Here is a 23,229-nt window from a genome sequence, read left to right as displayed (position 1 = left end):
TCAGTTTTTTTGTTATACTCCTGCTCAACTCTCTAGGTGGGGAAAGGGTAAAAATTATGTCCAGTAAGGAAATTGTTTCTAACCGCAAAGCCTTACGTAATTATGAGGTTTTGGATACTGTAGATGCTGGTGTTGTACTTACCGGAACCGAAATTAAGTCTTTGCGTGATCACGGAGGAAATCTCGGTGATGCTTATGTGACTATCTCTAAAGGAGAGGCTTGGTTATTGAATGCTAGTATTGCTCCCTATCGTTTTGGGAATATTTATAATCATGAAGAGCGAAGGAAGCGCAAGCTTTTGCTTCATAGATACGAAATTCAAAAATTAGAGAGTAAAGTTTCTCAAAAAGGGATAACGATTATTCCTTTAGGAATGTTTCTGTCTCGAGGTTATGTGAAAATTCGTCTTGGTTGTTGTCGTGGTAAGAAAGCTCACGATAAGCGACAAACGATTATAGCGAGGGAGAAGCAACGAGAAGTCGAATCTGCTATGAAGCGTTATCGTTGATAAAAGCTTCTATATTATTTTTTTGAGCCCAAGCTAAAGCTTCCGCTTTTGTTGAAAATGTCATGAGTACTGTCGCCATGGCATCTGCAAAAGCGCAACTGGAGTGAATAACAGTTGCGGATACTATGGGATAATCGTGAAGTTCTAGGGGTTTCCCTGTACGAGGATCTAGGATATGAGTATAGATCTTCCCTTCTATAGACCATTGTTGGTGGTAGTTTCCGCTTGTAGCAACTGCAGTGTTATTGAGTTCTATGATTTTTGTTGTTGCAGAGGAAGCTATACGCCAGGGTCTTCCTGTGGGGTGGCGTCCAGAGGTTTTAATTTCACCTCCCCACTCAGCATAACTATTCGTGCAAAATCTCTGACAAGTTTCTAATAGACAGTCAACAGCGAAACCTTTTACGGCGCCGCAAAGGTCAAGCTGTATATCAGCATGTTGTTTCGTAATTGTTTGGTTAGTAAAATCTATTGAGATATGCTCCCACCCTGTGTTTTCATAATAGGTTTTCCAAGTTTGCTCATTGGGGAGAGAATGTTGTTTAAGATGCAATAGCCACAGATTTTTTAATGGACCCAAGGTGGGGTCGAATCTTCCTCCTGATAATTGGTAAAATGTATCTACTTGTTTTAGGAATGCTAATAATTCCTTAGAGAGGGGAATCGCTACATTTGCAGGAGATCGATTGATTTTAGATAATTCTGATTCCCTATTCCAGTTATTATAAATAGTATCGATGACATGAAATACTGTATTGACTTCTTTTTTTAACTGTTCTGTCTCCTGGTTTGATAGACGTTTTCCTATGACGATGCGGTAGGGTATGGTCATCCTTTCGCCTTCTAAAGTTGTAAGCTTAGGAGAACATCCCTGAAGAATCCAGGATAAGAGAGTTATGAGGAGGATTTTTGATAACTTTCCCATGTATTTTTCATTAGCATGGCCACTGTCATAGGTCCGACACCTCCGGGAACAGGAGTGATTGCTTTACACTTGGTGACAACATTATTAAAGTCTACATCTCCGACTAGCATGTAGCCCTTATCATTATTTGTTGCGACCCGCGATATACCTACATCAACAATGACAGCATTAGGAGAGATCATATTCTCTTGAATAAATAGGGGCACCCCAACGGCAGCCACGATGATATCAGCTGTTTTTAAAATTTCCGTGAAATTTTGTGATTGACTATGAAGCAAAGTCACTGTTGCATTCGTAGTGGGGTGTTTTTGCATCAACATTGCAGCTAATGGCTTGCCAACAATATTACTTCTTCCCACAACAGCAACATGACGTCCTTGAAGCGGAATATCATAGTAGTTGAGTAGCTCAATAACCGCAGCCGGAGTGCACGGAGAAAATCCACCTAATTGTCCCAATAAAAGTTTTCCCATATTTACGGGATGGAGACCGTCCACATCTTTCTCTGGAGAGATTGCTTGAATAATTACATTACTATCTAAATGCTTTGGCAGAGGGATCTGAACTAGGATACCGTGAATTGTAGGGTCGTTGTTTAATCGTTCGATGAGCTTAAGAATGTCTGTAAGGGTTGCATCAGAAGGTAGTCTATGTGCTTTAGACACCATTCCTAGATTCATAGCCTTTTTTACCTTCATTCCGACATAAACTTCGGATGCAGGATCATTCCCAATGAGTACTACTGCTAGACCTGGAGGTGTTGGACTTTGAGAGATTTTTTGTTTGAGTTTTTCTAAAATCCTCTCGGCAACGGGGGTGCCTTTTAATAACATGAGCGACTCCTTAGATAGCCTCTGGTCTCTTGGATCCCTTGAGTGAGTATGCAGGGGAGGAGGTAAATTATTCCGCTATAAATGAAATCGATTGTGAAGGCGTGCTTTGCATCTAATAGAAGAGAATAGAGGCTACAGTTAATTTTATGATTAAAGAAGGCAAGTGTTGGATAGGAGAAGTAAGAGAATAACAGGGCGAACACAGAATTAATGAGGGGTATCGATAGCCATTTATCCTTAAGGAAGATCGTATGCATTCTATAGAGAAGAGCAGCTGTTATAACGTATAAAAATGTATGAATCCCAAATAGATACGAGGATCCAATATCGCAAAATAGGCCAATAACTAACGCGTGAACCAAGACTCTTTCTTTGGATAGTCTATAAAAACTTGCCACTAAATAAGGTGAGAAGAAAATCGGGCGTAAGTCAGGACTGTATTGAGAACAGATAAAGAAACTCAATATAGAGAGACAAAGGCATTGAAAAGATACCGATTGGTTCATGAGCTGATCTAGGATAAATTCACTAAGGTTCATAGCAAGATTTAAGATTTTTTGCTCTTACTTTCTTAATGTTTTCTTTATTATTTTAATTTTTTTCAAATCATTTGTTAGCTTGCACCTTCTATTAATCGAATTAAATATTTTGTTTAATTATAAGTTTTTAACTAAAATTAATTTTAGGGTTTAATTAGAAAAGTTTTATTTCTATGAGTGGGACAAAGAAGAAAAGAAATAAAAGAGATTTGTCTCGGTTGATTCAAAAAAAGACCGAGCAGTTTCTGAATAAGCCCAAAAAATTAAAAGAAAATAAATCTAAGTTCCTTATTTCTAAGGATCAAAAGCAACTTCGTCATCGCGCTGAAGAGTATGACAATTTAGTACGTTCCCTATTAGATAGACAAATTCATGATTCTAATCATGTATTAATTTTTAACTATCAGGATGGCTTTGTTTTTACTGATATTAACAATTTTGGAAGATATTCCATAAAGCTATGAGGTTGAACTTTAAGAGCTAAAAAAACTTGCAGAACGGGACAAACCCGTAATAAGGGTTGGGATGGCCTGGGCTAATTTTTAGCGTTCCAGAAGCTGTGGCAATATAAGATCTCCACAATCTTAATATTGCTGTATAGTTTGGTACGAATACCTGTCTGGAGCGATAGCGATGCACTTTCTTGCATCTACCCGCTTTTTTCCCTTCCCCTTATCCTAGTTTTTTTCGCAAGGTGCCGCCACCTTGCGTTTTTTTTGCCATTTTTTTGTTTTAATTGTTTCTTAAGTTCTTTTTTTTGAATTAATTATTTTTTATTTTAAAATTAGAATGTAACTAGTGGTGTTTTTTATAAAAACTCTGAGAATAAATTATGGCAGTTTCTGGAAATAGCAATATTTCTCCTTCTGGACCTAGTAAATGGGACCCAACGATTATGGGGAAACAACCGGAGTCGTTGTCAGGTCCCAAAGAAACGGTTTTTTCTGAGACAAAGGAGACCTTTTCTAAGAAACTAGAGAGCATGACTCAATCTGGGGTTGCAGCGAATTATGAGACAGAGCTGCAGATTAACGAGGGAAAGTATAAAAAAACTCAGGAAAAGGCTTCTACATCTCCGAAAGAAAAATTGAAAGGATCATTTTCTAAAGTTCGAGCGAGTCTTCAAGGATTTCTCTTAGGGTTTGGAACAAGAGCTTCGAGAGTTTCTGCTCGCCAAGCAGAAGCTAATGGTGAGGGGAGATCCATGTTGCCTAGCGATATGGAAATGGTCAGCAGGAAGGGTAATCGTATTTCTCCAGAGATGCAAAGTTTTTATCTAGATGCCTCAGGGATTAGTGATTCTTCTTCGGATATTTCCAAGCTTTCCCTAGATTCATTAAGATCCACATCCTTACCTTCCCTACAGGTAACAGGGGAGAATGTCAATGCTGCGGCAAAATCTGCACTAGCTTCATTTAGTGTATTTCACATGGATAGGGCTGTGAAAACAGAATCCGAAGTAGCGGCTTGGACAATAAATCGCCTGGGCGGGGAGATGGTTAGTACTATTTTAGATCCAAATATTGAGACTTCATCTTTATTGCGCAGGGCATCTCTTGTTGGCAATGAGGGCATGGTAGATCTGTCTGATTTGGATAATCGCGGTTTGAGTACGGATACGAGAACTGAGAGTTCCTCAAAAAATACAAAAATTATTGATTCGGGACGTAATGCAGGCAAGGTCGAAGTTTTGGATGTAGAGGGATCCGGGATTTTACAGAATTCTGCTAAAGAGGCTGAGAAAAAGGAGAGTCAAGAAGATCTGTTAAAAGAGCAACTTGCTTTGGCAAAAATGATGGAAAGTTTGCTCTCTTCAGGAGTTTCTGCTTCTGTTTATGCCCCTATAGGGGCATCCGTTTGGGCTGGAGGAAATACGAGTTTTCCTCCTCCGAAATTTTCTGGAACTCTTACGCTCAGTTATAATGATAAACCGGAGCACGCCCCCATAGGAATCTCTAATAATGAATCAAATACAAGGTTTGTTTCTGTGGATAAAATTGGCGGAGAGGTAAAAACTTCTTCTTTATCCGTGGATCATAATGAGAATCCCTACCGTTTTCCCGCAAATCCCACTCCTAGTGATAGTATTCCAGATGTAAGTTCTGAGAAAGAGACAAGCTTTTCTTCTTTATCCAATAGTGATTCTGTATTTTCTCCGGTTCCTGAAGAAAATCCCTCTCCTAAATACGGTGCCTCTGCAGGATCTGCTGGATACGATACTGTAAGTTCTGCTTATATGTTTTCCCTACAACAGGGAGTGTCTTTGCTGGCACCTTTACCTCGTTCTTTATCAGAATATAAACAAGAGGTAGAGGATAAGAAAGGTCCTGGAGCACCTCCAGATCCTTTGATTTATCAATACCGTAATGTTGCTATAGACCCACCTCTGATTTTTCGTAGTCCGCAACTTTTTGCAGCCTCATCGCGTCTTGGAGTACAAGGAAAGCCCGAGGCAGCTTCTGTGCATGATGATGGAAGCGGAAATAGCGGCGGAGGATTCTCTGGACAGAACCAGGGGCAAGACAACAAACGTTTTTCCGTCAAAGACGAAAAAGGCAAATCTAGAAAATTAGATTAGGGGGATTAACGTGCGCATAATACCTTTTGATCCTTATGGAGCTTTTCCCCCGCAGGGAACATGCAAAGATCCTCACAGCCAGACACCTTTAAATCAGAAGATCTCTGATGAAATAGCCAGGAATGAGGCAATGCGTTTGGCGTTGTTGGCTATTGCTGATCAAGAAAAAGGAGAAAAACAGAGACAGCACCGTATTAAAATACTTAACCGCAAACAGGCGCGGGTGCTTTTGTCTCAACTACGCCATGTGGATTTAGATTTTAGAAGATTGAAAAATAAAGGATACAAAGAAAAGGAAGATCAGGAGGACGATAGTCAAGAGTCTTCTAAAAAAGAAAGGTCTTTTAATGTTGCCAAAAATAAAAAGACTGTGAAGATAGGAGCATCTGCGGCTCAGGCAATTGCTAATGCCGCAGAAGCTTGGGTTATAGCTCGCAATAGGGGAGTGTTAGACATGGCCTCCCTATTGTTCTGGCATAAGGATGATGAAAGTTAGGCCGCTCGTTTTTCCTTATATAGATCGATGACTTTTTCCTCTTCTCCTCCGGACGGATAGGTTAGAACGCTTTGTTTTTCTAAATCTTCCCAGATTTTATTCAGCTTCTTTATCTGTTTGTCTGTAAGGTTATCAAGAATAATCATATCTTCGGAATTTATGCAAAATCCAGATTCCGACCAGTTTACTGATCCAGCTATCAGGATTTTTTGATCTATTACCGCAAATTTATGGTGTAGGCGGTAGCGTGTTGTTTTCGTATGTAGTGTTAAATTAGAATCTTTTAAAGACTGTATTTGCTTTATGGATAAATTCTTATAGTCTTTATCAATTAAAATTTTCACGTCTACCCCACGTTTTTTTGCCTCATTTAATTCATGAAAAACCGGGGGATAGGTTAGGGCAAACATCGCTAAACGCACAGTCTTTCGCGCAGTTCTTAGAATTTGTAATACTGGTGATAGGGCCTGACCTTGATCTCCAGGTAAGGAGAAATACCGTAGATTCTGATCGTGAATAACGCATGTTCCTGAAGATTCATTCCTGATATATCGACACAACTCTTTGCTTTTCAAACCAATAATTAAGTTGCTGTCTTGAAGAAAAGAGGAATGGGTATAGTTTGCTGATCCTAACCAGGCGTATTTGTCATCTATAGCGAGGGATTTTTTATGCATAAGCCTTCTTCCTACAGAAGGATGCTCGACAAGTAGTACATTATGATTTTTGGGAAACTCCTGAGATTTAGCCATTTTTTCGTAGTGAATAGTAACATTAAGTTGAGCATTAGCTTGATTAGCAAGGCTTGTAAAAATTTCGGGGGCACTGAGACGATAAATACGAAGAAATATGCTTTTCTTTGCAGAGTCTATAGCATCACAGAGCACTTTAAGAGAATTATCCCCGCATTGTTTGGAATAAATTACAGGCTCTTGTGAAGAGATAAAAGTTTGAAATGTGTCGGGAGTGTGAGATTTTGTAAGTACACCGAAGAAGAATAGTGATCCTAAAGTGAATATGATTTTTAATCTCGAATTAGTTTTCTTTTTCACAAGTTTAATTATCTTTGTTGTTTTTATATTTAATTTTAGTAATAAAATTTGTACTATAAAATCATAGTTTAAAATAAAATCAATAAATCAGTCGGAATAGAATGGATCAATTTTTAGGGAAATACTCATTCCATCTGGAGGAAACTTTTTGTATGGTTTCTTCATCAGCCCTAACTTCTTTAGGGTAGTGGGGCTTCATTAGAGAATTGAGTATGATGGGGAAACTATAATCTGGCCTATGATTAGAGACCTTATTGAAACGTACGTGTAGATCTGTTGCTGGAGCAGCACGAGTGAAGGTTCTCCATAGAAAATCTTTAGAGCTTGCTAATGTTTCTTGTAGATTTTCTGTAAGAACAATAAACGGCCATGAGTGCAAATCCCGGTTATTGAGTAGCGCATTTATATTAACGTGGTGAGAAGTTTCAAGGACGAGACAACCAGGACAGAAACTTCCTATATTGGTGACTTCATGAATAGATCTTCCTTGATATTTATGTGGGAGATCTCGAATTTCCGGACCTATTCCCATGAAAATTGCTTTAGACCCTTTATTTAATCTAGGCCCTGTATAATCCAACGTGTCATTGGATGTTTCTGAAAATATTACTAAATCACGCTCAGGAACCATACGGGATAACAATACTTGTAGAAGTGCGGGGAAGTTCTCTAGATCTACATGGTGATCTGTGACTATAAGGAATTTGGTTAAAGATAGCTGACCTTCTCCAAGAATTCTTAAAGACGAAGCTAGGGATTCTTTCCAGTAGCGCTCTTTAACCACGGCCGCTGTTAGTGCGTGAAAACCAGCTTCTCCATAGCTTTTTAATTGTTTAACTCCCGGCATGACCATAGGAAATAGTGGGGATAGGTATTCTTGAAGCTTGTTCCCTAGATAAAAATCTTCTTGATAGGGTTTGCCAACAATTGTTGCGGGGTAGATAGCATTTTTTCGATGATAGATTTTCCGACATTTAAAAATTGGGAAGTCGTGCTGAAGGCTGTAGTAGCCAAAATGATCGCCAAAAGGCCCTTCAGCTCTGCGCTCACCACAGATACCCTCTCCTGTTAGGATAAACTCTGAATCATAAAGTAAGGGATGGGTGGTATCGGGATCTTGTTTGTAGAGTAGTTTTGATCCCTGTAAAAAGGTACAAAAAAGGAGCTCTGAGATATTCTCAGGTAATGGAGCTATTGCAGAAAGTATCAGGAAAGGATTGCCTGATAACAATACCGTTACCGGAAGGTTTTGTTTTTTTTGTTCTGCCTCATAAAAATGCATTCCTCCACCTTTCTGGATTTGAAAATGCAAGCCGAGAGTTTCTCTATCGAACCTTTGCATCCGATACATCCCTAAATTTGGAATTTTAGAATTTGGGGATTCTGTATAGACCAAGGGAAGGGTGAGAAAAGCTCCGCCATCTTCAGGCCAGCTTGTCAGCATAGGTAATCGGTGTAAATCAACCAATGGCATCTTTTTATGGGGAAGTTTTGAGAAACGAGCTTTCCGTAAACCCAAAGATAACCCTCGAAACAACAGGCTACGGTTTCTCCATAATTGAGATAGTTTAGGTGGGGAAGCAAGCAAATGAATAACTTGGGGGATTAAGTCTTCGGGAACACTGGAAAAGATTTGATCCACTCGTTTTTGAGTGCCAAACAGGTTTGTAAGAACGGAGAAAGAGGCCCCGTGAACATTGTGGAATAAAAGGGCTGGCCCATGGCCTTCGATAACCCTGCGATGAATTTCAGGAAGCTCTAAATAAGGATCAACGGGAGCAAAGACATCAACAAGGTCATTTTGGGAACGCAAAAGGGAAACAAGACGTCTCAAGGAAGACATAACTATTTCCCCTTGTTTTTAAAGATTAGAAGCCTTTGCTTTTAGCTCTTGCTATTACTTTTTCTAAGCCAAGTTTATCGATAAGACGCAGGGCTGAAGCTGAGATTTTAAGTTTAAGAAATTTATTTTCTTCGGTAGACCAAAGCCTTTTGGTAACCATATTAGGGAAGAAACGACGCTTAGTTTTCCCTGTAACCTTTAAACCAATTCCCTTTTTCTTTTTTGCAATACCTCTGATGGTGTAGCTATTGCCACGGCGAGGTCTTTTCCCAGTAAGTGGACACTTTCTTGACATGATTTCCCTACATTAACTTCGTCGTTATCGCAAGAATAAGACATATATAATTGAAAAGAACCTATGTTAGACATTTTCTGATATATCTGAAAGATTTTTTCTTCAAAATTTTTTAATTATAGCCACTTAAAAAGAATTTTTTCTTGAATTTACTTAGAATAGTAAGACCGATCTCTTAAAGACTAGATAAAATATCAGCTATATTTGCATTTAAAGCGTCGTGAGAAAGCATTTCTTCAATAGAAGGCTTTACTCTGTACACCCAATTATTTTTTGACATTGTGCCAGGCATATTTATGCGTTCGTATTTTAGATTATCGGATACTAAATCAGGACAGAGAGCAAGGTAGTCGTTAATTAAGTTAATATGAAAGATCGATGAAGTTTTATGAGATAACTTGAGAATATGTTTTTGATCCTCTGTGGATAAAAGAGGAGTGAAAAACATTCCTAAAAACTTAGCAAATTTTTGAGCTTCTTTGGGAGCGTGTCGCCACCAAAGAGCAAGTGTATCCGAATCATGAGTGGATAATGATGTTACTGAGAGAGGGGAGTATTGGTCTAGGGGGATGAAGCTTCCATCTCCTTCCCAGTTGCGCTCCCAACGAGGAATGCGTGTTCCACATATTCCTAGTTTTACTAAAGTACGTTTTACATCATTAGGCACACTTCCCAAATCTTCTCCTATGGGAAGCATACGAGAGGAACGTAGAATCTGCGTAAGAATGTTTGTCCCTTGGCTAATGTATTCCTCTGGATTTTCCGGTTTAAATTTTCCATTTCCAGAAGAGTCCCACACCCAGAGGCGAAAAAATCCCACAATGTGATCAAGTCTATAAAGAGAGTAAAAGTTTTCTGCATACCGTAAACGCGCTTTCCACCAGCTATAATTATCTTGGGCTAAGTTGCGCATGTTGTAGATAGGAAGATGCCAGTTCTGCCCCTCTGTATTGTAAATATCAGGAGGAGCGCCTGCGGATCCTGAGGAAGCAAAGAACTGCCTGTAGTACCAAACATCGCAACTATCTTTACTAATAAGAATAGGGAGATCTCCTTTAAGGAAAATCTGATTGTCATCAGCGTAGGCTTTCACTTGTGACATTTGCTGAAAACAAAGGAATTGTAAATAAGAGAAAAAGTTACATTCGTCTTGGAATTGTTTCTCAAATTCTGTGAAGTTTTTAATGTCTGTATAGGCTTTTGGCCAGTTATTTATCGGAGCTCCTTTTAGGTGATGCTTTATGGAACGAAATACTGAATAGGGATGTAGCCAATACTTTTCCTTTTCGCAAAAGATCTGAAAATCTTCTTCCTTCAAGACTCCTATTTTTATTACATACTGATAATAATCTCGGAGGAATTCCCATTTTGCGGCTTTGACTTGAGGATAGTGTACATAAGGAAGCTTAGATAGCTGTTGCATAGTTCTTATCTTGGCATCAGCATAGGGAATAGACCGGGCGTGGGGAAGACTTGATAAGGAAAGGTAAAGAGGATTAAGGGCTACTGAAGATATGCTATTATAGGGGCTGCAATCTTCTCCACTATCATTGATAGGAAGAATTTGTAAGATTTGGAATTTGTGTTTTCTACACCATAAAATTAAAGGAATAAGGTCTAAAAATTCCCCGATTCCGCAGCTATTTTGAGTATGTAGGGAAAATAAGGGAGTACAAATACCATGCTTTGGCATGGTTCCCAGTATTTTCCAGCTATGCTTAGCAGGAGAGTCTTGGATATAGCGTATAGCTTTAGAAAATGGAGTCATAAATCATACGAGCAGGCGCACATGTGGAGACAAATGTCCACTATATTGGTAATATTATAAATGATACATACCTAGGACGTGTAGATCAGGAAGATTGCCTGTTTCTAAAGCTGCTATCCAAATTTTTGCATGCATTGAAAATAGAGTTAAGTAATGAAAGAGCTTATCTCCATTTAGATAATTCATATTTAATACATCGGATAGGTACAACTGCTGGGAAATTTCTCCATAGCCGAGAATACCTTTGATATTAGATAGAGGAGCGGCGTTTACAGAAAGAGCGGCTTTGAAAATACGTTCACGAAATACGTTTTCAGGAAGTATGCCAAGAATTGTACCTACGGCCATATCTCCAGAATTACCATCCTCTTCAAGTTGTACAGGAACCTGTGTATCGCTAAAGCGAATCAAACATGCTTGGTTTTTATCAGGAACTAAAGTTGTGTTCAGTTTTGTTCCTAGAGATTCCAGAAGTTGTTCGAATTGAGTTTGCATGTTAATCCGTAAAAATTAAGACCAGGGATAGGGTTTGGGAAAGTCCGAAGCTTTGGGATAATCTTCGTTATTGATATTCACAGTATCCAAAGCATTAGCCATCATGGTGCCTAATTGCTGACGCTTTTCTGCTGAAGCAAATAATCTTGGGGAAGTTCCTCTTAGGGCAACAAAGAAGAGGTTAAGCATCCCGGTAATGGCTTCGGTATCATCTCCAACAAGATCACGAACCCCACGCTCCATTTTTGAAGCAGTAGGGAACTTGTCGTGGATTAACTTAAAGAAAGTGTCCGCGACCTTATCAAATTTAAGATCTTCAGGAAGCGTCACTCCATCAGCTTTTAAAGAAGCAGTAAGGACGGGTAATTTTGCTTGGAAAAAATCATAACCAGTAATCACCGCTTGAAGATTACGCGTTTCTGACATCATTACTTGTAATTTTGGTGCGGGAACAGAAGATCCTTCGGATTTTAAATCCGCGGACATACCTTTAAGAAAGAATGAGGTTACAGTCCCCATTTCTTCAAAGCTATAGCGGGATTGAAGCATTTGCAGTAATTGTTCGCAGGAATGAAAGTCAGAAGTAACTTGCAGATAAAGCTCTCTTAAACCTGGAGCCGAAGTATTCAATGCGGTTGCATATTCTTGAGAGGCAAATAGAACATTTCTACCCCCAACAACGGCTTGACGGTTCTGTTGTAAATGGCTTTGTTGAGCTTTAACTAAGGAGTCTTTTAAAGCTCCTTTAGAGGCAGGTGTTGTTTGGACTAAATAATCTAAGGCGATACTTTGAAGTGCGGGGTCAGAAAACTTGGATTTTACCAAGTCTAGGATATCTTCTTCAGAGGCGTCATCATGTAAGGAATCTCGGATACTACGTAAATCTTGACCAGAGATTTCGGCATTGTTTTCAGTGTACTTATCAGAAAGATCTGCGTCGGATTTATCCTCAGTGCCTTCAGATTTCTTCTCTGTTTGAGTGGCGTTCTTTCTTCTAGATTCTAGGGTTTGGAATTTTTCTTCCTTTTTTTTGGTGCGTGTAGCTGCCTGAGGATTTGATAAATCCTGGGAATCCTTAATCATACTGATATCAGATTGCTCTTGGCTAGCTACAACTTCTTGGGCATCAGCTTTCGCTGCCGCAGCTTGCACTTGTGCAACGTCAACAGCTTGTGAGCCTCCTAAGCCCCCAGCTCCTCCGGATGCTGACATATATCCTCTTTAAGAATCGACAGATACTTAGAAAATCTGAATTCTTCCTAATGGCTGGATACGAATCTCTGGGAGAATCTCTTGATAAGAAATCACAGCAATATCAGGGAATTCTGTCTCTATTAATTTTCTTACATATCGTCTTACGTCAATTGCTGTCAACAGCACAGGGGGTTGACCTCCTGGAGGTGTTGGCGTGATCGTATTCCTCATAGATTTTAAGATGAGGTTTACAGAATCTGGATCTAAAGCAAGATAAGATCCTGCAGAAGTTTGCTTAATTGCTCCACGGATCATCTCTTCGATTTCTGGATCTAATAAATAGACAGAAATTGCTGACTGCCCTTGAGAAAATTTAAAGCTAATATAGAGTTTGAGAGAGGAACGTACGTACTCGGTAAGCAATACGGTATCTTTTTCTGTCTGAGCCCACTCACTTAAGGATTCTAAAATGGTGCGCAAATCTTTAATAGAAATTTGCTCTTGTACCAAACGTTTGAAAATTTCAGTAAGTTTTTGTAGAGGAATAAGTCGCGTGACTTCCTTAACAAGATCTGGGAACGAACGTTCCATAAATTCAATCATAGAGCGTACTTCTTGAATTCCTAAGAACTCTTGAGAGCTTCTGTGGAAGAAGTAAGATAAATGAAGAATGATCACCTCTAAAGGAGTCCAGTACTTAATGGCTGCTTTTTCTAAAATGGTTTTAGCATCCTCACTAACCCATGCAGAAGGTAAGCCTGCAGCATTTTTATACGTAATGAAAGGAAGATTGTATCTCTTAAGATTTTCCTCTACTTCATTAGTCAAGACGTGGTGCGGAGGAATTTTTCCTCGAACATAAGGAACTTCGTTAAGAAGGATCATGTAATCGAAACCTTCTAAGGAAGGAGAGTCGGTACGTACATGAATTCCTGGATAACGAATACCAATATCTTGATATAAAGCTTGACGCATTTTAGGGATCATATCGTCAATGAAGCTTTGGCCTGATTTCGTTCTATGCTGAATTAGAGCAGAGAGGTCTTTTCCTAATTCTAAAATTACCGGCAGAGTAAGAGAGTAGTCGTCAGGATTGTCTCCAGCTGTAGCGGCGCCATCTGCAGCAGCTCCGACTGTTGTCGATGCACCGGAAGCCCCCTTTTTAGCTGTGCTATTTTTCTTAGCGAGAAGAATAACTCCAAGAAGACCAAAGATAAAAGATAGAATTGAGAATGACCACAGAGGGAATCCTTTAAAGAAGCCCACACCTAAAGTTGCTGCAGAGGCTAGGAGCAAGGCTCTAGGTTCTTTAACTAATTGAGAGGAAATCTCTTTACCCAAGTTCGTGTTTTTATCACTAGAAACTCGAGTTGTAACGATACCAGCAGTTAAAGAGATGAGGAGCGAAGGAATCTGAGAAACTAATCCGTCACCGATAGATAAAAGAGTATACACGTGAGCAGCTTGAGCCAAGTCCATGCCATGCATAGCTACACCGATAGTCAAACCACCAACGATGTTAATCAAGGAGATCACGATACCTGCAATAACGTCCCCTTTAATGAACTTCATGGCACCGTCCATGGCTCCATAAAGTTCACTTTCCTTTTGAATCATGCCTCGTTTATCGCGAGCTTGTTGCGCATCAATCATGCCTGCACGCAAATCAGCGTCAATAGCCATTTGTTTACCAGGCATAGCGTCTAATCTAAATCTCGCAGCAACCTCAGCAACACGCTCAGCACCTTTGGTAACAACAATAAATTGAATAATTGTAATGATTAAAAAGATAATAAATCCGACAACGTAATTCCCTCCAACAACGAAGTCTCCGAAAGCTTGAATAACGTGACCTGCATAAGCTTTGAGAAGAATCTGTCTCGAGGAAGAAATGTTAATTCCTAAGCGAAACATTGTTGTAATTAAGAGTAGGGACGGGAAAACTGATAATTGCAGAGCACTGGGGATATATAAAGCTACCATTAACAGGAAGACTGAAACAGCCAAATTGATCGTGATCATCAAGTCGACAATAGTCGGAGGTAGGGGCAAGATGATCATTAAAACGACACCAATCATCCATAAGGCAAGGATGAGATCACTCGATTTATTGATCATATTTAGGGCGGCATCTCCCCCAAAGGTTCTACTGACAAAATTGAGTAGCTTGTTCATTATAGATTATCGTGTTGGTTAATGTTTTTGTTGTTAGGATTTTGAGCATTAAGAGAAGTGATGTAGAGAAGGATTTCTCCAATAGCTTCATAAGTCGATTCTGGAATAAACTTCAACTCTTTTCCTTCGTCCCAAAGCTGATGCGCCAGAGGAACATTTCTCATTATGGGAATGCCGTATTTCTCAGCTTCTGTAATGATTCTTTTTGCACGCAAATTAATTCCCATAGCAATAATCCACGGAGCTTTATATTTTTCTGGCATATAACCGATAGCCACAGCAATATCCTTAGGGTTTGAGACTACCGCGCTTGCATGTTTGATTTGAGAAGAGGTATCTTCATAAGCGATTTCTTGTGCGATTTGGCGACGGCGTCCCTTAATCTCGGGATTACCTTCTGTATCCTTAAATTCTTGTTTAACCTCAAACTTTTCCATTTTTAGTTCTTTCGCGAAGTTCTTTCTTTGGTACACTAAGTCAAGAACTGCAACGACTAAGAAAAAAATACCAATGGATGTAACTGCTTTATAAAGTATCTGTTTAAAGATAGCGGCAATGACGAGAGGAGATACACCCGCAGTTTCTATGATCAATGGCACGCGGTTTTTTAACGTAACATACAATATCAAGGCCGCGCCAAAAATTTTCAAAACAGACTTTAACAATTCAATCAAAGTCTTCATCTTGAATTTTTGTTTGAGGTTTTCAATCGGATTAAACTTTTTTAAGTCTGGTTTGAAAACTTCTGTAGAAAAAGTCGGACCAACAACAAGAAATCCGACAATAATACCAACAAATCCTACTGCTCCAAGCAAAGGTAAGGAAGTCGTTAAAATAAGAGTTAAACAGTTTTGTAAATAATATAACGTGACTCTAGGATCATGATTTATTGGGGCTTCTTTAAAAATAGAAACTAGAAAACTTCCAAGATGTTTAGCAAAAAACGACGATAGGTAAAATGTTGTGAACATCGAAACAATAAAGGTGATTGCGGAAGGAAAATCTTGAGATTTTGCCACCTGGCCTTTTTTCCTAGCGTCTCTAAGACGCTTCGGGGTCGCCTTTTCTGTTTTTTCACCCATCGCTTGGCCAAAGTTAGATAAAGAGCTATTAAATAGGAATAATCTGCAAATTACCCTATAAGCGTGTTTTTCACAAGAGAGAAGCCTAGAGGATTGAGCCTTAATTATTATAAGTTGGTCTTATTGTGATGAAATAGCTTTTCTAAGATAGAATTTAGAAAGATCTAATAATAAGTTGCTAAGAAAATATTAGTCAGGAAACACTTAATCCTATATTGTCTTTGGTGATCACACTAAAGGTGCTGGGTTCAAAGTACTAAAAGAATTCGGTACACTCCCACAAGCGTAGGGGTAATGACTCTAATGTTTGTGGGATTTCTTGCCTGCTAAAGGTGAATATTAAAATTATCTACAAAAGATGACATATGGGACACACAGAGTGTGGGATCATAGGACTTCCTAACGTAGGTAAGTCTGGGCTATTTAATGCACTTACTGGAGCACAAGTAGCTTCTTGTAACTATCCCTTTTGTACAATTGATCCGAATATTGGTATTGTTCCGGTTATTGATAACCGCTTAGATATTTTGGCTAAAATGAGTCAAAGTCAGAAGGTTATTTATGCCGATATGAAATTTGTTGATATAGCAGGTTTGGTAAAAGGAGCTTCGGATGGTGCAGGGTTAGGAAATAGATTCCTCTCTCATATTCGCGAGACTCATGCTATAGCTCATGTTGTTCGTTGTTTTGATAACGATGACGTTACCCATGTGTCTGGGAAAATAGATCCTAGAGATGATATTTCTGTGATTAATCTAGAATTAATCTTTGCTGACTTTTCTTCAGCAACAAGTATTCATAGTAGATTAGAAAAGCAGGCCAAGGGGAAAAAAGATCTTGGTGCTATTTTGCCTTTGTTAGATAGGGTAATAAAGCATTTAGAAAGCGGTCAACCTGTACGTACGTTAGACTTGTCTCCCGAAGAGCGTATACAGCTAAGGCCTTATCCCTTTTTAACAGCAAAGCCTATGCTTTACATAGCAAACATAGGCGAGGATTCTTTAGAAACCATGCATAATGAGTACGTTGCTACTGTTTTGGAGATCGCTAAGAAAGAAAATGCTCAGGTTGTTCCTATTTGTGTACGGCTAGAAGAAGAAGTAATCTCTCTTCCTGTTGACGAGCGAGAGGATTTTTTAAAGAGCCTTGGACTTCAGGAATCTGGATTAAATCGGTTAGTGCGCTCTGCTTACCATACACTTGGGTTGATTTCCTATTTTACAACTGGGCCTCAAGAAACTAGAGCTTGGACTATTCCTATAGGATCTACAGCAGCAGAGGCTGCAGGGCAGATTCATACTGATATCCAAAAAGGATTTATTCGAGCGGAAGTTGTCACTCTTGAAGACATGATAGCTTATGAAGGACGCGCAGGAGTTCGTGAGGCTGGTAAATTACGAGCAGAAGGTAGAGACTATATTGTTCAAGACGGTGATATTATGCTTTTCTTGCACAACTAGTAGAAAAAAATGCTTTTGCGTTGTTAATGTCTGTACGAATAGCTTGTGATAAATCTTCTTGAGAAGGGAACCTTTCTTCTTGACGAAGGAACTTCTTAGGAATTACAGACACTATTTCTCCATATAAGTCGCCGGAGAAGTCAAAGAGGTGTGCTTCTAAGCATAAAGAATTTCTTTCTACTGTAGGAGCTTCTCCGATATTCATAATACCTTGATATACCTTGGCTTGGTGTTCTATTTCGCATGCATATACTCCGTAAGGAAGTAAACATTGCTCCTGGGGAAGGTTAATTGTGGCTACTCCTAGCTGGGTTCCTAAGCCATAACCAGTCTCAATTTTTCCTACATATTTATAGGAATGTCCAAGATGACGGTTAGCATTATCTAAATCACCTTGAACTAGAAATTGACGAATTCTTTTGCTGGAGACAATCTCGTTATCTATTTTGTAGGGGGGGACTTCTATAATTTCTATTCCCAGGGAATCAGCCAGAGGTTGCAGCGTTTGTGCGTTTCCTTCTCCTCCTTTGCCAAGTCTAGAGTCATACCCTAATATTAGACGTTTACACCCTAACGTTTGATGAAGGGAAAGTATGAAGCTTTCTGCGGATTTGTCAGCAAAGCTCTGTGTGAATGGAAGAATACAAAGGTAGTCTATGGAGAAATCTTGTAAAAGAAGGATGCGTTCTTTTGTGTTCGTAATTAGTTTAGGGGTGGGGGACTGTAAAATTGCCCGAGGATGTGAATCAAAGGTAATAATTCCCGATGATCCGGGATAGGATGACAATACAGAGAGTAATTTCTTATGGCCTAAGTGGCATCCATCAAAAAAACCTATAGTTATAGAATCCACGGAAGAATGGATCGATGTTAAACTATAGAATGTTTCCATTGAAATCTCTTAAATAAGGAGATACATCGAAGTCTGGCCGATCTAAAAGACACCCGTCAATACATTGATCTATAGAAAAACTCCCACTACGTAAACGTCGAAGTTCTTCTAAATAAGCTCCACACCCTAACATGTTTCCTAGTTCATGAGCAATACTACGAATATATGTTCCTTTACTACATTGTACAGAAAAGTATAGCAGGGGATACTCGTATTTTGTAATTTGTAAGCTTACCTGAACCGTAGATTGGCGACGTTCTATGGATAATCCTTGTCGGGCATACTCATAGAGCTTTTTTCCGTTAATTTTTTTCGCAGAAAACATTGGGGGAATTTGCTGGATTTCTCCCTGAAAATACAAAGCTGCTTCTAATATTTCCTCATAAGTAGGAACTTTTTTGGATCTCCCCACAATTTTACCATCACAATCGTAGGAATCTGTGGTTGTCCCTAGATGAGCAATTGCAGCGTATTCCTTATCCTCAAATAATAGAACATCAGAAAGCCGTGTAAATTTACGACCGATTAACATAACCATCACGCCGGTAGCAAAAGGATCCAGGGTCCCTGCGTGACCGATTTTTTTGACCCCGATTAACTTTGTTAAAGTGCGAATGAGACTAAACGAGGTTCTACCCTGAGGCTTATCTACTAGAAGAATTCCTTCTTTAAGTTCTGTAGCAAGTTCCATAATGATGTCGTTAATGTTAGATCTTTCTAGGCAGATGAATTAATTTTTATCTTGCTCGCGTATTTTCCAAAGCAAGTTTTCTATATGATCCTGTGGAGAAAAAATGTCTTCGAGGTAAAAACTTATCTCAGGAAAATACTTAAGAAAAACACCTTTAGAAGCCCTATAAGCAATAAATCCTGCGGACGCTTTCAATGCTTTTAAAGTTTCTGCAGAGGTGTTTTCGTGAGGCATAATCGAAACATAGACACGTGCGGTATGTAAGTCTTTAGATAAACATACCCTAGTAACCGTAATCCAACGATTGGAAATTTTAGGATGTTTTACATCTTTTAAGATCACATTAGCAATCGCTTCACGAATTAGTGAATTAACTTTTTGTATGCGTCTGTTTTCTGCCATAATCCTTTAAAGCTTTTGTGGATGATAAATCACTTCATAACACTGTAGAATATCACCTACTTGAGCATTCTGATATCCTTCTAATAAAATACCACATTCAAGTCCCTTCTTAACTTCTTTAACGTCTTCTTTAATACGTTTTAAAGAAGATAGGGTGCCTTTCCAGAGAACATCGTTGTTGCGTACAACACGAACTTTTTGATTTCTAGTCATAACTCCTTCAGAAACCAAGCAACCATAAATCGTACCTAATTGTGAGGACTTAAAGGTTTCTTTAATTTCAGCAGAGCCTAGATTTTTCTCTTCGGCAATAGGATCAAGCAATGCTGTCATCATTTCTTTAACAGCATCTACTGCATGATATATAATGTTAAACAGTTGTACCTTCACTCCTAAACTTTTGATCAGAGATTCGGCGTGACTTTCTATTCCCGTGTGGAAACCAATAATAACCGCTTTAGACGCTGCAGCCAAACGGATGTCTGACTCAGAAATTTCTCCAACACTATTAGAAAGAATTTCCGCACTTACTTTATCGGATACTATCTTTAAGATGGAGCTTGCTAAAGCTTCAATGGAGCCTTGAACATCGGCTTTGATAATAAGTTTCAAGATCTTTTTATTTTGCAGCATAGCGTCGAAATTAGGACGTTTTTTCTGCAAAGCAAATTTCTGCTGACCAGCAAGTCTAGCACCAATGATGTCCTTTGCTATTTTTTCGTTTTTAACAACAACGAAAGGATCCCCTGCTTTAGGCATGCTAGATAATCCAGTAATTAAAGCGGGAACAGAAGGGCTGGCCACTTTCATTAACCGATTGTGCTCGTCATGCATTGTTTTAACTTTACCATAACAATCATTGAAAACTAATGCTTCGCCAAGGTGTAGGGTTCCGTTTTGCACTAAAATAGTTGCAACAGCACCTAGTCCTTTATGTAACTCGGATTCAATAACAATTCCTCGAGCACGGGCTGATGGATTGGCCTTAAGTTCTAAAACTTCTGCTTGTAGCGCGAGCATTTCTAATAACTCAGGCAAACCTTCGCCAGTTTTTGCTGAGGTATTAACTGTTACTGTTGTACCACCCCATGCTTCTGGCAACAAATTAATCTCGGAAAGCTGCCTATAAATAGTTTCAGCGTTGAAGTTAGGCTTATCGCATTTGTTAATGGCAACAACAATGGTAATGTTTGCAGCGCGAGCGTGCTTAACAGCTTCCAGAGTTTGTTCTTTGATACCTTCATCACCGGCAACGACAAGAACAACGATATCGCAAACTTCTGCTCCACGAGCTCTCATTGCAGAAAAAGCCTCGTGACCGGGAGTATCTAAGATAGTGATATTTCCCACAGGTGTAGAACAACAGAAAGCCCCCATATGTTGGGTAATAGCTCCAGCTTCTACAGCTGCTATGTTACTTTTTCTTAATGAGTCAATCAAAGTAGTTTTTCCATGATCGACGTGACCCATAAAGGCTACAATAGGGGGGCGAATGATAAGCTTACTTGGGTCAGTTTCCTGTATTTCTTCTTTAACAGTATTACTTTCAATACAAAGCTTATCTTGTTCGGATGAATCAATATCGATAGTGCAACCAAACTCTAAACCAATAAACTGTACCGTTGTTTCATTATCCAAAACATCGTTCACAACATAAGTCATACCGTGAATAAACATTTTCTGGATAAGCTCAGAAGCTTTTAATTTCATTTCTGCTGCAAGATCTTTGATCGTGATAGGCAGAGGAACTTTAATATGTGTAGGACGTTGTATAGTGTGTTCGTCATAATGTTTTTTAGTTTTTTGAACGCGTTTTTTTCTCCACTTATCGTCGTCGCTGCCGTCATTTAATCCGTAACGATCCCTTCCAGTAAAGGCTTTAGGGTTGTCGTCTTTTTTCGCACGATCTCTAAAGTCAGATCCAGGTTTCTTTGACGTATCTCTACGATAAAAAGGTTGAGATGACCGATTGTTGTTTGGAGAATGCGGTTTGTTTTCACTTGAAGCTTCAGAAGACTGCTGAGGTTTTGCCTGAGCTTGTCCAGAGCGTTCTTTTGGCGCAGGTTTATCTTCTTTTTTGGGAGCCTTGAATGTTTTGGCTAACAAATGATTAATGTGTTTCCCCGTAGGGCCAAAGTTAGACTTTATGCCTACAACACTTTTAGGCGGGTCTTTTTTTACTACGACTTCAGGCTCTTTTAGAGGAGTTGGAGGGACCTTGGTAACCACTTCTGATTTTTCTTCTATAGGGGGCTGCGTTACTTCTATGACTTCAGGTTCAGAGTCCGTAGAAGAAGCAATTTCTTCTTCTACAGGAGGCATAGAAGAGGTTGTGTCAGAATCTACAGGAACCGGAGAGGAAACCTCTAAATCTTCAGATACAAACGATGAACGATTTTTAGCTCGAATTCTACGTGGAGAAGTTTCTGAAGAGACTGATTCAGGCGTAGCAGACACGCTAGGATCTACAACACTTTTTTTCTTTACAACCTTTTCAGCAACCTTAGCAGAAGGCTTTTCTGAAGAATTTTTTGTGTCTGAAGATCCTGCCTGAGCTAATTTTTGTTTTAACTTATCTAATCCAGCAGCTTTCGTTAATTGAGCGTTTTTAATCTTCAATTTTAGGTTTTTCGTCAACTTTGCCTTCTCCATATTTGCTGACTTGCTCAAGGATCTTATAAGCAAGTTCTAAACTGATTCCAGGAACAGAAGCAAGATCATTAGCACTGGCTAACAATACCTTTCTGATCGTGTCGTATCCTGCGTGTACAAGATTTTGGACAACCAACTTACTAATGCCTTCCATATCCAGCGGTTCATCTAACTGAGGATTATCAAATTCCGCTAACTGTAGGCGTTGAATTTCTAATAGTTTATTGTACTCGCTCATACGTTGAACTTCGAGCTCATAGTCTAAAATTTGACTAATCAATCGAGCATTAATTCCACGTTTGCCAATTACTGTTGCGTAATCAGCGTCATGAACGACTATAGCAATAACCTTGTCATCTTCTAAGATCGCAATCTTTTGAATTTCTATGGGGCAAAGCAAATTTTGTAATAATTCTGTGGTTACGGGAGAATAGTTTACAATATCTATTTTCTCGTCATTTAATTCTCGGATGATATTCTTCACTCGAGAACCTCTCATCCCAACAAACGCTCCTACAGGATCTGTTTTGGGGTCGGTTGAACTTACAGCTAATTTAGTTCTATAACCAGCTTCTCTAGCAATTTTAATAATTTCTACAGAGCCATCTTCTAATTCAGGAACTTCTTGTAGGAAAAGTTGTTTAACGAATTCTGGATGGCTGCGGCTAAGAATAACTTCAGCACCACCATTTTCAGATTCTTGAACTTCATATAATAAGGCGTAAATTTTATCGCCAACCTTATGCTTCTCTGTTTTAGGATAGTAACGAGCAGGTAACAGACCTTCAACTTTCCCTAAATCTATGACTAAATTTGATCCTTTGGCAAAGCGCTTGACAACACCAGAAAGGATTTCATTGACCCGATGCCGATATTCTTCATAGATAACATCCCTTTCAGCATGACGTAATTTTTGACCTATAATTTGCCGAGCCGCATGAGCTGCAATTCTGCCAAAATGCTCTGAAACAAAGGGAACATCCATGTATTGCCCAATTTGGCATTCAGGATCGTACTCTCTAGCTTTGTCTAAGGGAATCTCTTTGCTGGGATTTTCACATACTTCTACGATTTCTTTTTCGCAAAAGACTTCTATATCGCCAGTTCGAGGATTAATATTTACAGAAACGTTAGCATCATCTCTTAGTGTTTTTTTTGCTGCAATTTTTAAGGCCGATTCAATTGCGCCTATGATAACAGGACGTTGAATTCCTTTTTCTTTCTCCATGTAGTCAAAAATAGCTACAAGATCTTTATTCATTATACTCCTCTTATAAATAAGGAAACAGACAGAGTGCTAAACCAAGGCGAGCTTATGTTGCAAGAAACATAAGCCCAACCTCTTGAG

Annotated in this window: 21 protein-coding genes; 5 read left to right on the top strand and 16 right to left on the bottom strand. The window is 39.1% G+C overall.

Annotated elements, in window-relative coordinates; genetic code table 11:
- Window positions 1–56: 56 nt before the first annotated feature.
- Window positions 57–509, top strand: coding sequence for an SsrA-binding protein SmpB (gene smpB, locus CF_RS02845; protein ID WP_011458113.1), 453 nt, complete (start codon window positions 57–59; stop codon window positions 507–509).
- On the opposite strand, the gene CF_RS02840 is transcribed toward smpB, so the two are convergent.
- From CF_RS02840 to mreD, 3 genes are read right to left on the bottom strand one after another with little or no spacing between them, the layout of a single operon-like run.
- The gene (locus CF_RS02840) at window positions 490–1,434 is read right to left on the bottom strand and encodes an FAD:protein FMN transferase (RefSeq protein WP_011458112.1); all 945 of its coding nucleotides are present in this window, start codon (window positions 1,432–1,434) and stop codon (window positions 490–492) included. The two genes, smpB and CF_RS02840, sit on opposite strands and share 20 nt — an antisense overlap.
- A complete protein-coding gene (folD, locus tag CF_RS02835) occupies window positions 1,404–2,267 on the bottom strand; it encodes a bifunctional methylenetetrahydrofolate dehydrogenase/methenyltetrahydrofolate cyclohydrolase FolD (RefSeq protein ID WP_011458111.1) in 864 nt (287 codons plus the stop codon). The genes CF_RS02840 and folD overlap by 31 nt, the downstream gene beginning before the upstream one ends.
- Entirely contained in the window at window positions 2,258–2,773 is a 516-nt protein-coding gene (gene mreD, locus CF_RS02830; RefSeq protein WP_041468090.1) for a rod shape-determining protein MreD, read from the bottom strand. The genes folD and mreD overlap by 10 nt, the downstream gene beginning before the upstream one ends.
- A gap of 206 nt (window positions 2,774–2,979) precedes the next feature.
- Here mreD and ltuB point away from each other — a divergent pair, with 206 nt between their 5' ends.
- From ltuB to CF_RS02815, 3 genes are all read left to right on the top strand, one after another.
- Window positions 2,980–3,270, top strand: coding sequence for a late transcription unit protein LtuB (gene ltuB / locus CF_RS02825; RefSeq protein ID WP_011458109.1), 291 nt, complete (start codon window positions 2,980–2,982; stop codon window positions 3,268–3,270).
- Between the two features lie 368 nt (window positions 3,271–3,638).
- Complete coding sequence (locus CF_RS02820; RefSeq protein WP_011458108.1) at window positions 3,639–5,384, top strand: hypothetical protein; 1,746 nt, start codon at window positions 3,639–3,641, stop codon at window positions 5,382–5,384.
- Between the two features lie 10 nt (window positions 5,385–5,394).
- Window positions 5,395–5,880 carry a hypothetical protein gene (locus CF_RS02815; protein WP_011458107.1) on the top strand — a complete coding sequence of 162 codons (486 nt, stop codon included), beginning with the start codon at window positions 5,395–5,397 and terminating at the stop codon, window positions 5,878–5,880.
- On the opposite strand, the gene CF_RS02810 is transcribed toward CF_RS02815, so the two are convergent.
- The 8 genes from CF_RS02810 to sctU all read right to left on the bottom strand — a co-directional run bounded on the left by CF_RS02810 (window position 5,877) and on the right by sctU (window position 15,784).
- The gene (locus CF_RS02810; protein WP_011458106.1) at window positions 5,877–6,932 is read right to left on the bottom strand and encodes a phospholipase D-like domain-containing protein; all 1,056 of its coding nucleotides are present in this window, start codon (window positions 6,930–6,932) and stop codon (window positions 5,877–5,879) included. The genes CF_RS02815 and CF_RS02810 overlap by 4 nt on opposite strands.
- A gap of 106 nt (window positions 6,933–7,038) precedes the next feature.
- The gene (locus tag CF_RS02805) at window positions 7,039–8,775 is read right to left on the bottom strand and encodes a menaquinone biosynthesis decarboxylase (protein ID WP_011458105.1); all 1,737 of its coding nucleotides are present in this window, start codon (window positions 8,773–8,775) and stop codon (window positions 7,039–7,041) included.
- A gap of 25 nt (window positions 8,776–8,800) precedes the next feature.
- A complete protein-coding gene (gene rpmB / locus CF_RS02800) occupies window positions 8,801–9,070 on the bottom strand; it encodes a 50S ribosomal protein L28 (RefSeq protein WP_011458104.1) in 270 nt (89 codons plus the stop codon).
- Window positions 9,071–9,245: 175 nt separating this feature from the next.
- The gene (locus CF_RS02795; protein ID WP_011458103.1) at window positions 9,246–10,838 is read right to left on the bottom strand and encodes a 4-alpha-glucanotransferase; all 1,593 of its coding nucleotides are present in this window, start codon (window positions 10,836–10,838) and stop codon (window positions 9,246–9,248) included.
- 54 nt (window positions 10,839–10,892) lie between these two features.
- The gene (locus CF_RS02790; RefSeq protein ID WP_011458102.1) at window positions 10,893–11,333 is read right to left on the bottom strand and encodes a CesT family type III secretion system chaperone; all 441 of its coding nucleotides are present in this window, start codon (window positions 11,331–11,333) and stop codon (window positions 10,893–10,895) included.
- A gap of 15 nt (window positions 11,334–11,348) precedes the next feature.
- Window positions 11,349–12,545: a type III secretion system gatekeeper subunit SctW gene (gene sctW, locus CF_RS02785; protein WP_011458101.1), complete on the bottom strand. Its 1,197-nt coding sequence runs from the start codon at window positions 12,543–12,545 to the stop codon at window positions 11,349–11,351.
- Window positions 12,546–12,572: 27 nt separating this feature from the next.
- Window positions 12,573–14,702 (bottom strand): type III secretion system export apparatus subunit SctV, encoded by a 2,130-nt coding sequence (gene sctV / locus CF_RS02780; protein ID WP_011458100.1) that lies wholly within the window; start codon window positions 14,700–14,702, stop codon window positions 12,573–12,575.
- Window positions 14,702–15,784: a type III secretion system export apparatus subunit SctU gene (gene sctU, locus CF_RS02775; protein WP_011458099.1), complete on the bottom strand. Its 1,083-nt coding sequence runs from the start codon at window positions 15,782–15,784 to the stop codon at window positions 14,702–14,704. Before sctU ends, sctV begins: the two co-directional genes overlap by 1 nt.
- 365 nt (window positions 15,785–16,149) lie before the next feature.
- On the opposite strand from sctU, the gene ychF reads away from it, so the two are divergent.
- Window positions 16,150–17,244: a redox-regulated ATPase YchF gene (gene ychF, locus CF_RS02770; protein ID WP_011458098.1), complete on the top strand. Its 1,095-nt coding sequence runs from the start codon at window positions 16,150–16,152 to the stop codon at window positions 17,242–17,244.
- Here the strand turns inward: ychF and CF_RS02765 are convergent.
- Genes CF_RS02765 through nusA form a run of 5 tightly spaced genes read right to left on the bottom strand, consistent with a single transcriptional unit; the run spans window position 17,222 to window position 23,142 of the window.
- Complete coding sequence (locus CF_RS02765; RefSeq protein ID WP_011458097.1) at window positions 17,222–18,136, bottom strand: bifunctional riboflavin kinase/FAD synthetase; 915 nt, start codon at window positions 18,134–18,136, stop codon at window positions 17,222–17,224. The two genes, ychF and CF_RS02765, sit on opposite strands and share 23 nt — an antisense overlap.
- Complete coding sequence (gene truB, locus CF_RS02760) at window positions 18,120–18,827, bottom strand: tRNA pseudouridine(55) synthase TruB (protein WP_011458096.1); 708 nt, start codon at window positions 18,825–18,827, stop codon at window positions 18,120–18,122. The genes CF_RS02765 and truB overlap by 17 nt, the downstream gene beginning before the upstream one ends.
- Window positions 18,828–18,866: 39 nt before the next feature.
- Window positions 18,867–19,229: a 30S ribosome-binding factor RbfA gene (gene rbfA / locus CF_RS02755; RefSeq protein ID WP_011458095.1), complete on the bottom strand. Its 363-nt coding sequence runs from the start codon at window positions 19,227–19,229 to the stop codon at window positions 18,867–18,869.
- A 6-nt stretch (window positions 19,230–19,235) separates the two neighbouring features.
- A complete protein-coding gene (infB, locus tag CF_RS02750) occupies window positions 19,236–21,881 on the bottom strand; it encodes a translation initiation factor IF-2 (protein ID WP_011458094.1) in 2,646 nt (881 codons plus the stop codon).
- Window positions 21,838–23,142 (bottom strand): transcription termination factor NusA, encoded by a 1,305-nt coding sequence (gene nusA, locus CF_RS02745; protein ID WP_011458093.1) that lies wholly within the window; start codon window positions 23,140–23,142, stop codon window positions 21,838–21,840. Before nusA ends, infB begins: the two co-directional genes overlap by 44 nt.
- Between the last annotated feature and the right edge of the window lie 87 nt (window positions 23,143–23,229).

Source organism: Chlamydia felis Fe/C-56, from assembly GCF_000009945.1.
GTDB lineage: Bacteria > Chlamydiota > Chlamydiia > Chlamydiales > Chlamydiaceae > Chlamydia > Chlamydia felis.
The sequence above is the reverse complement of the archived record's forward strand: the minus strand, read 5'-3'. Positions and strand labels throughout refer to the sequence as shown.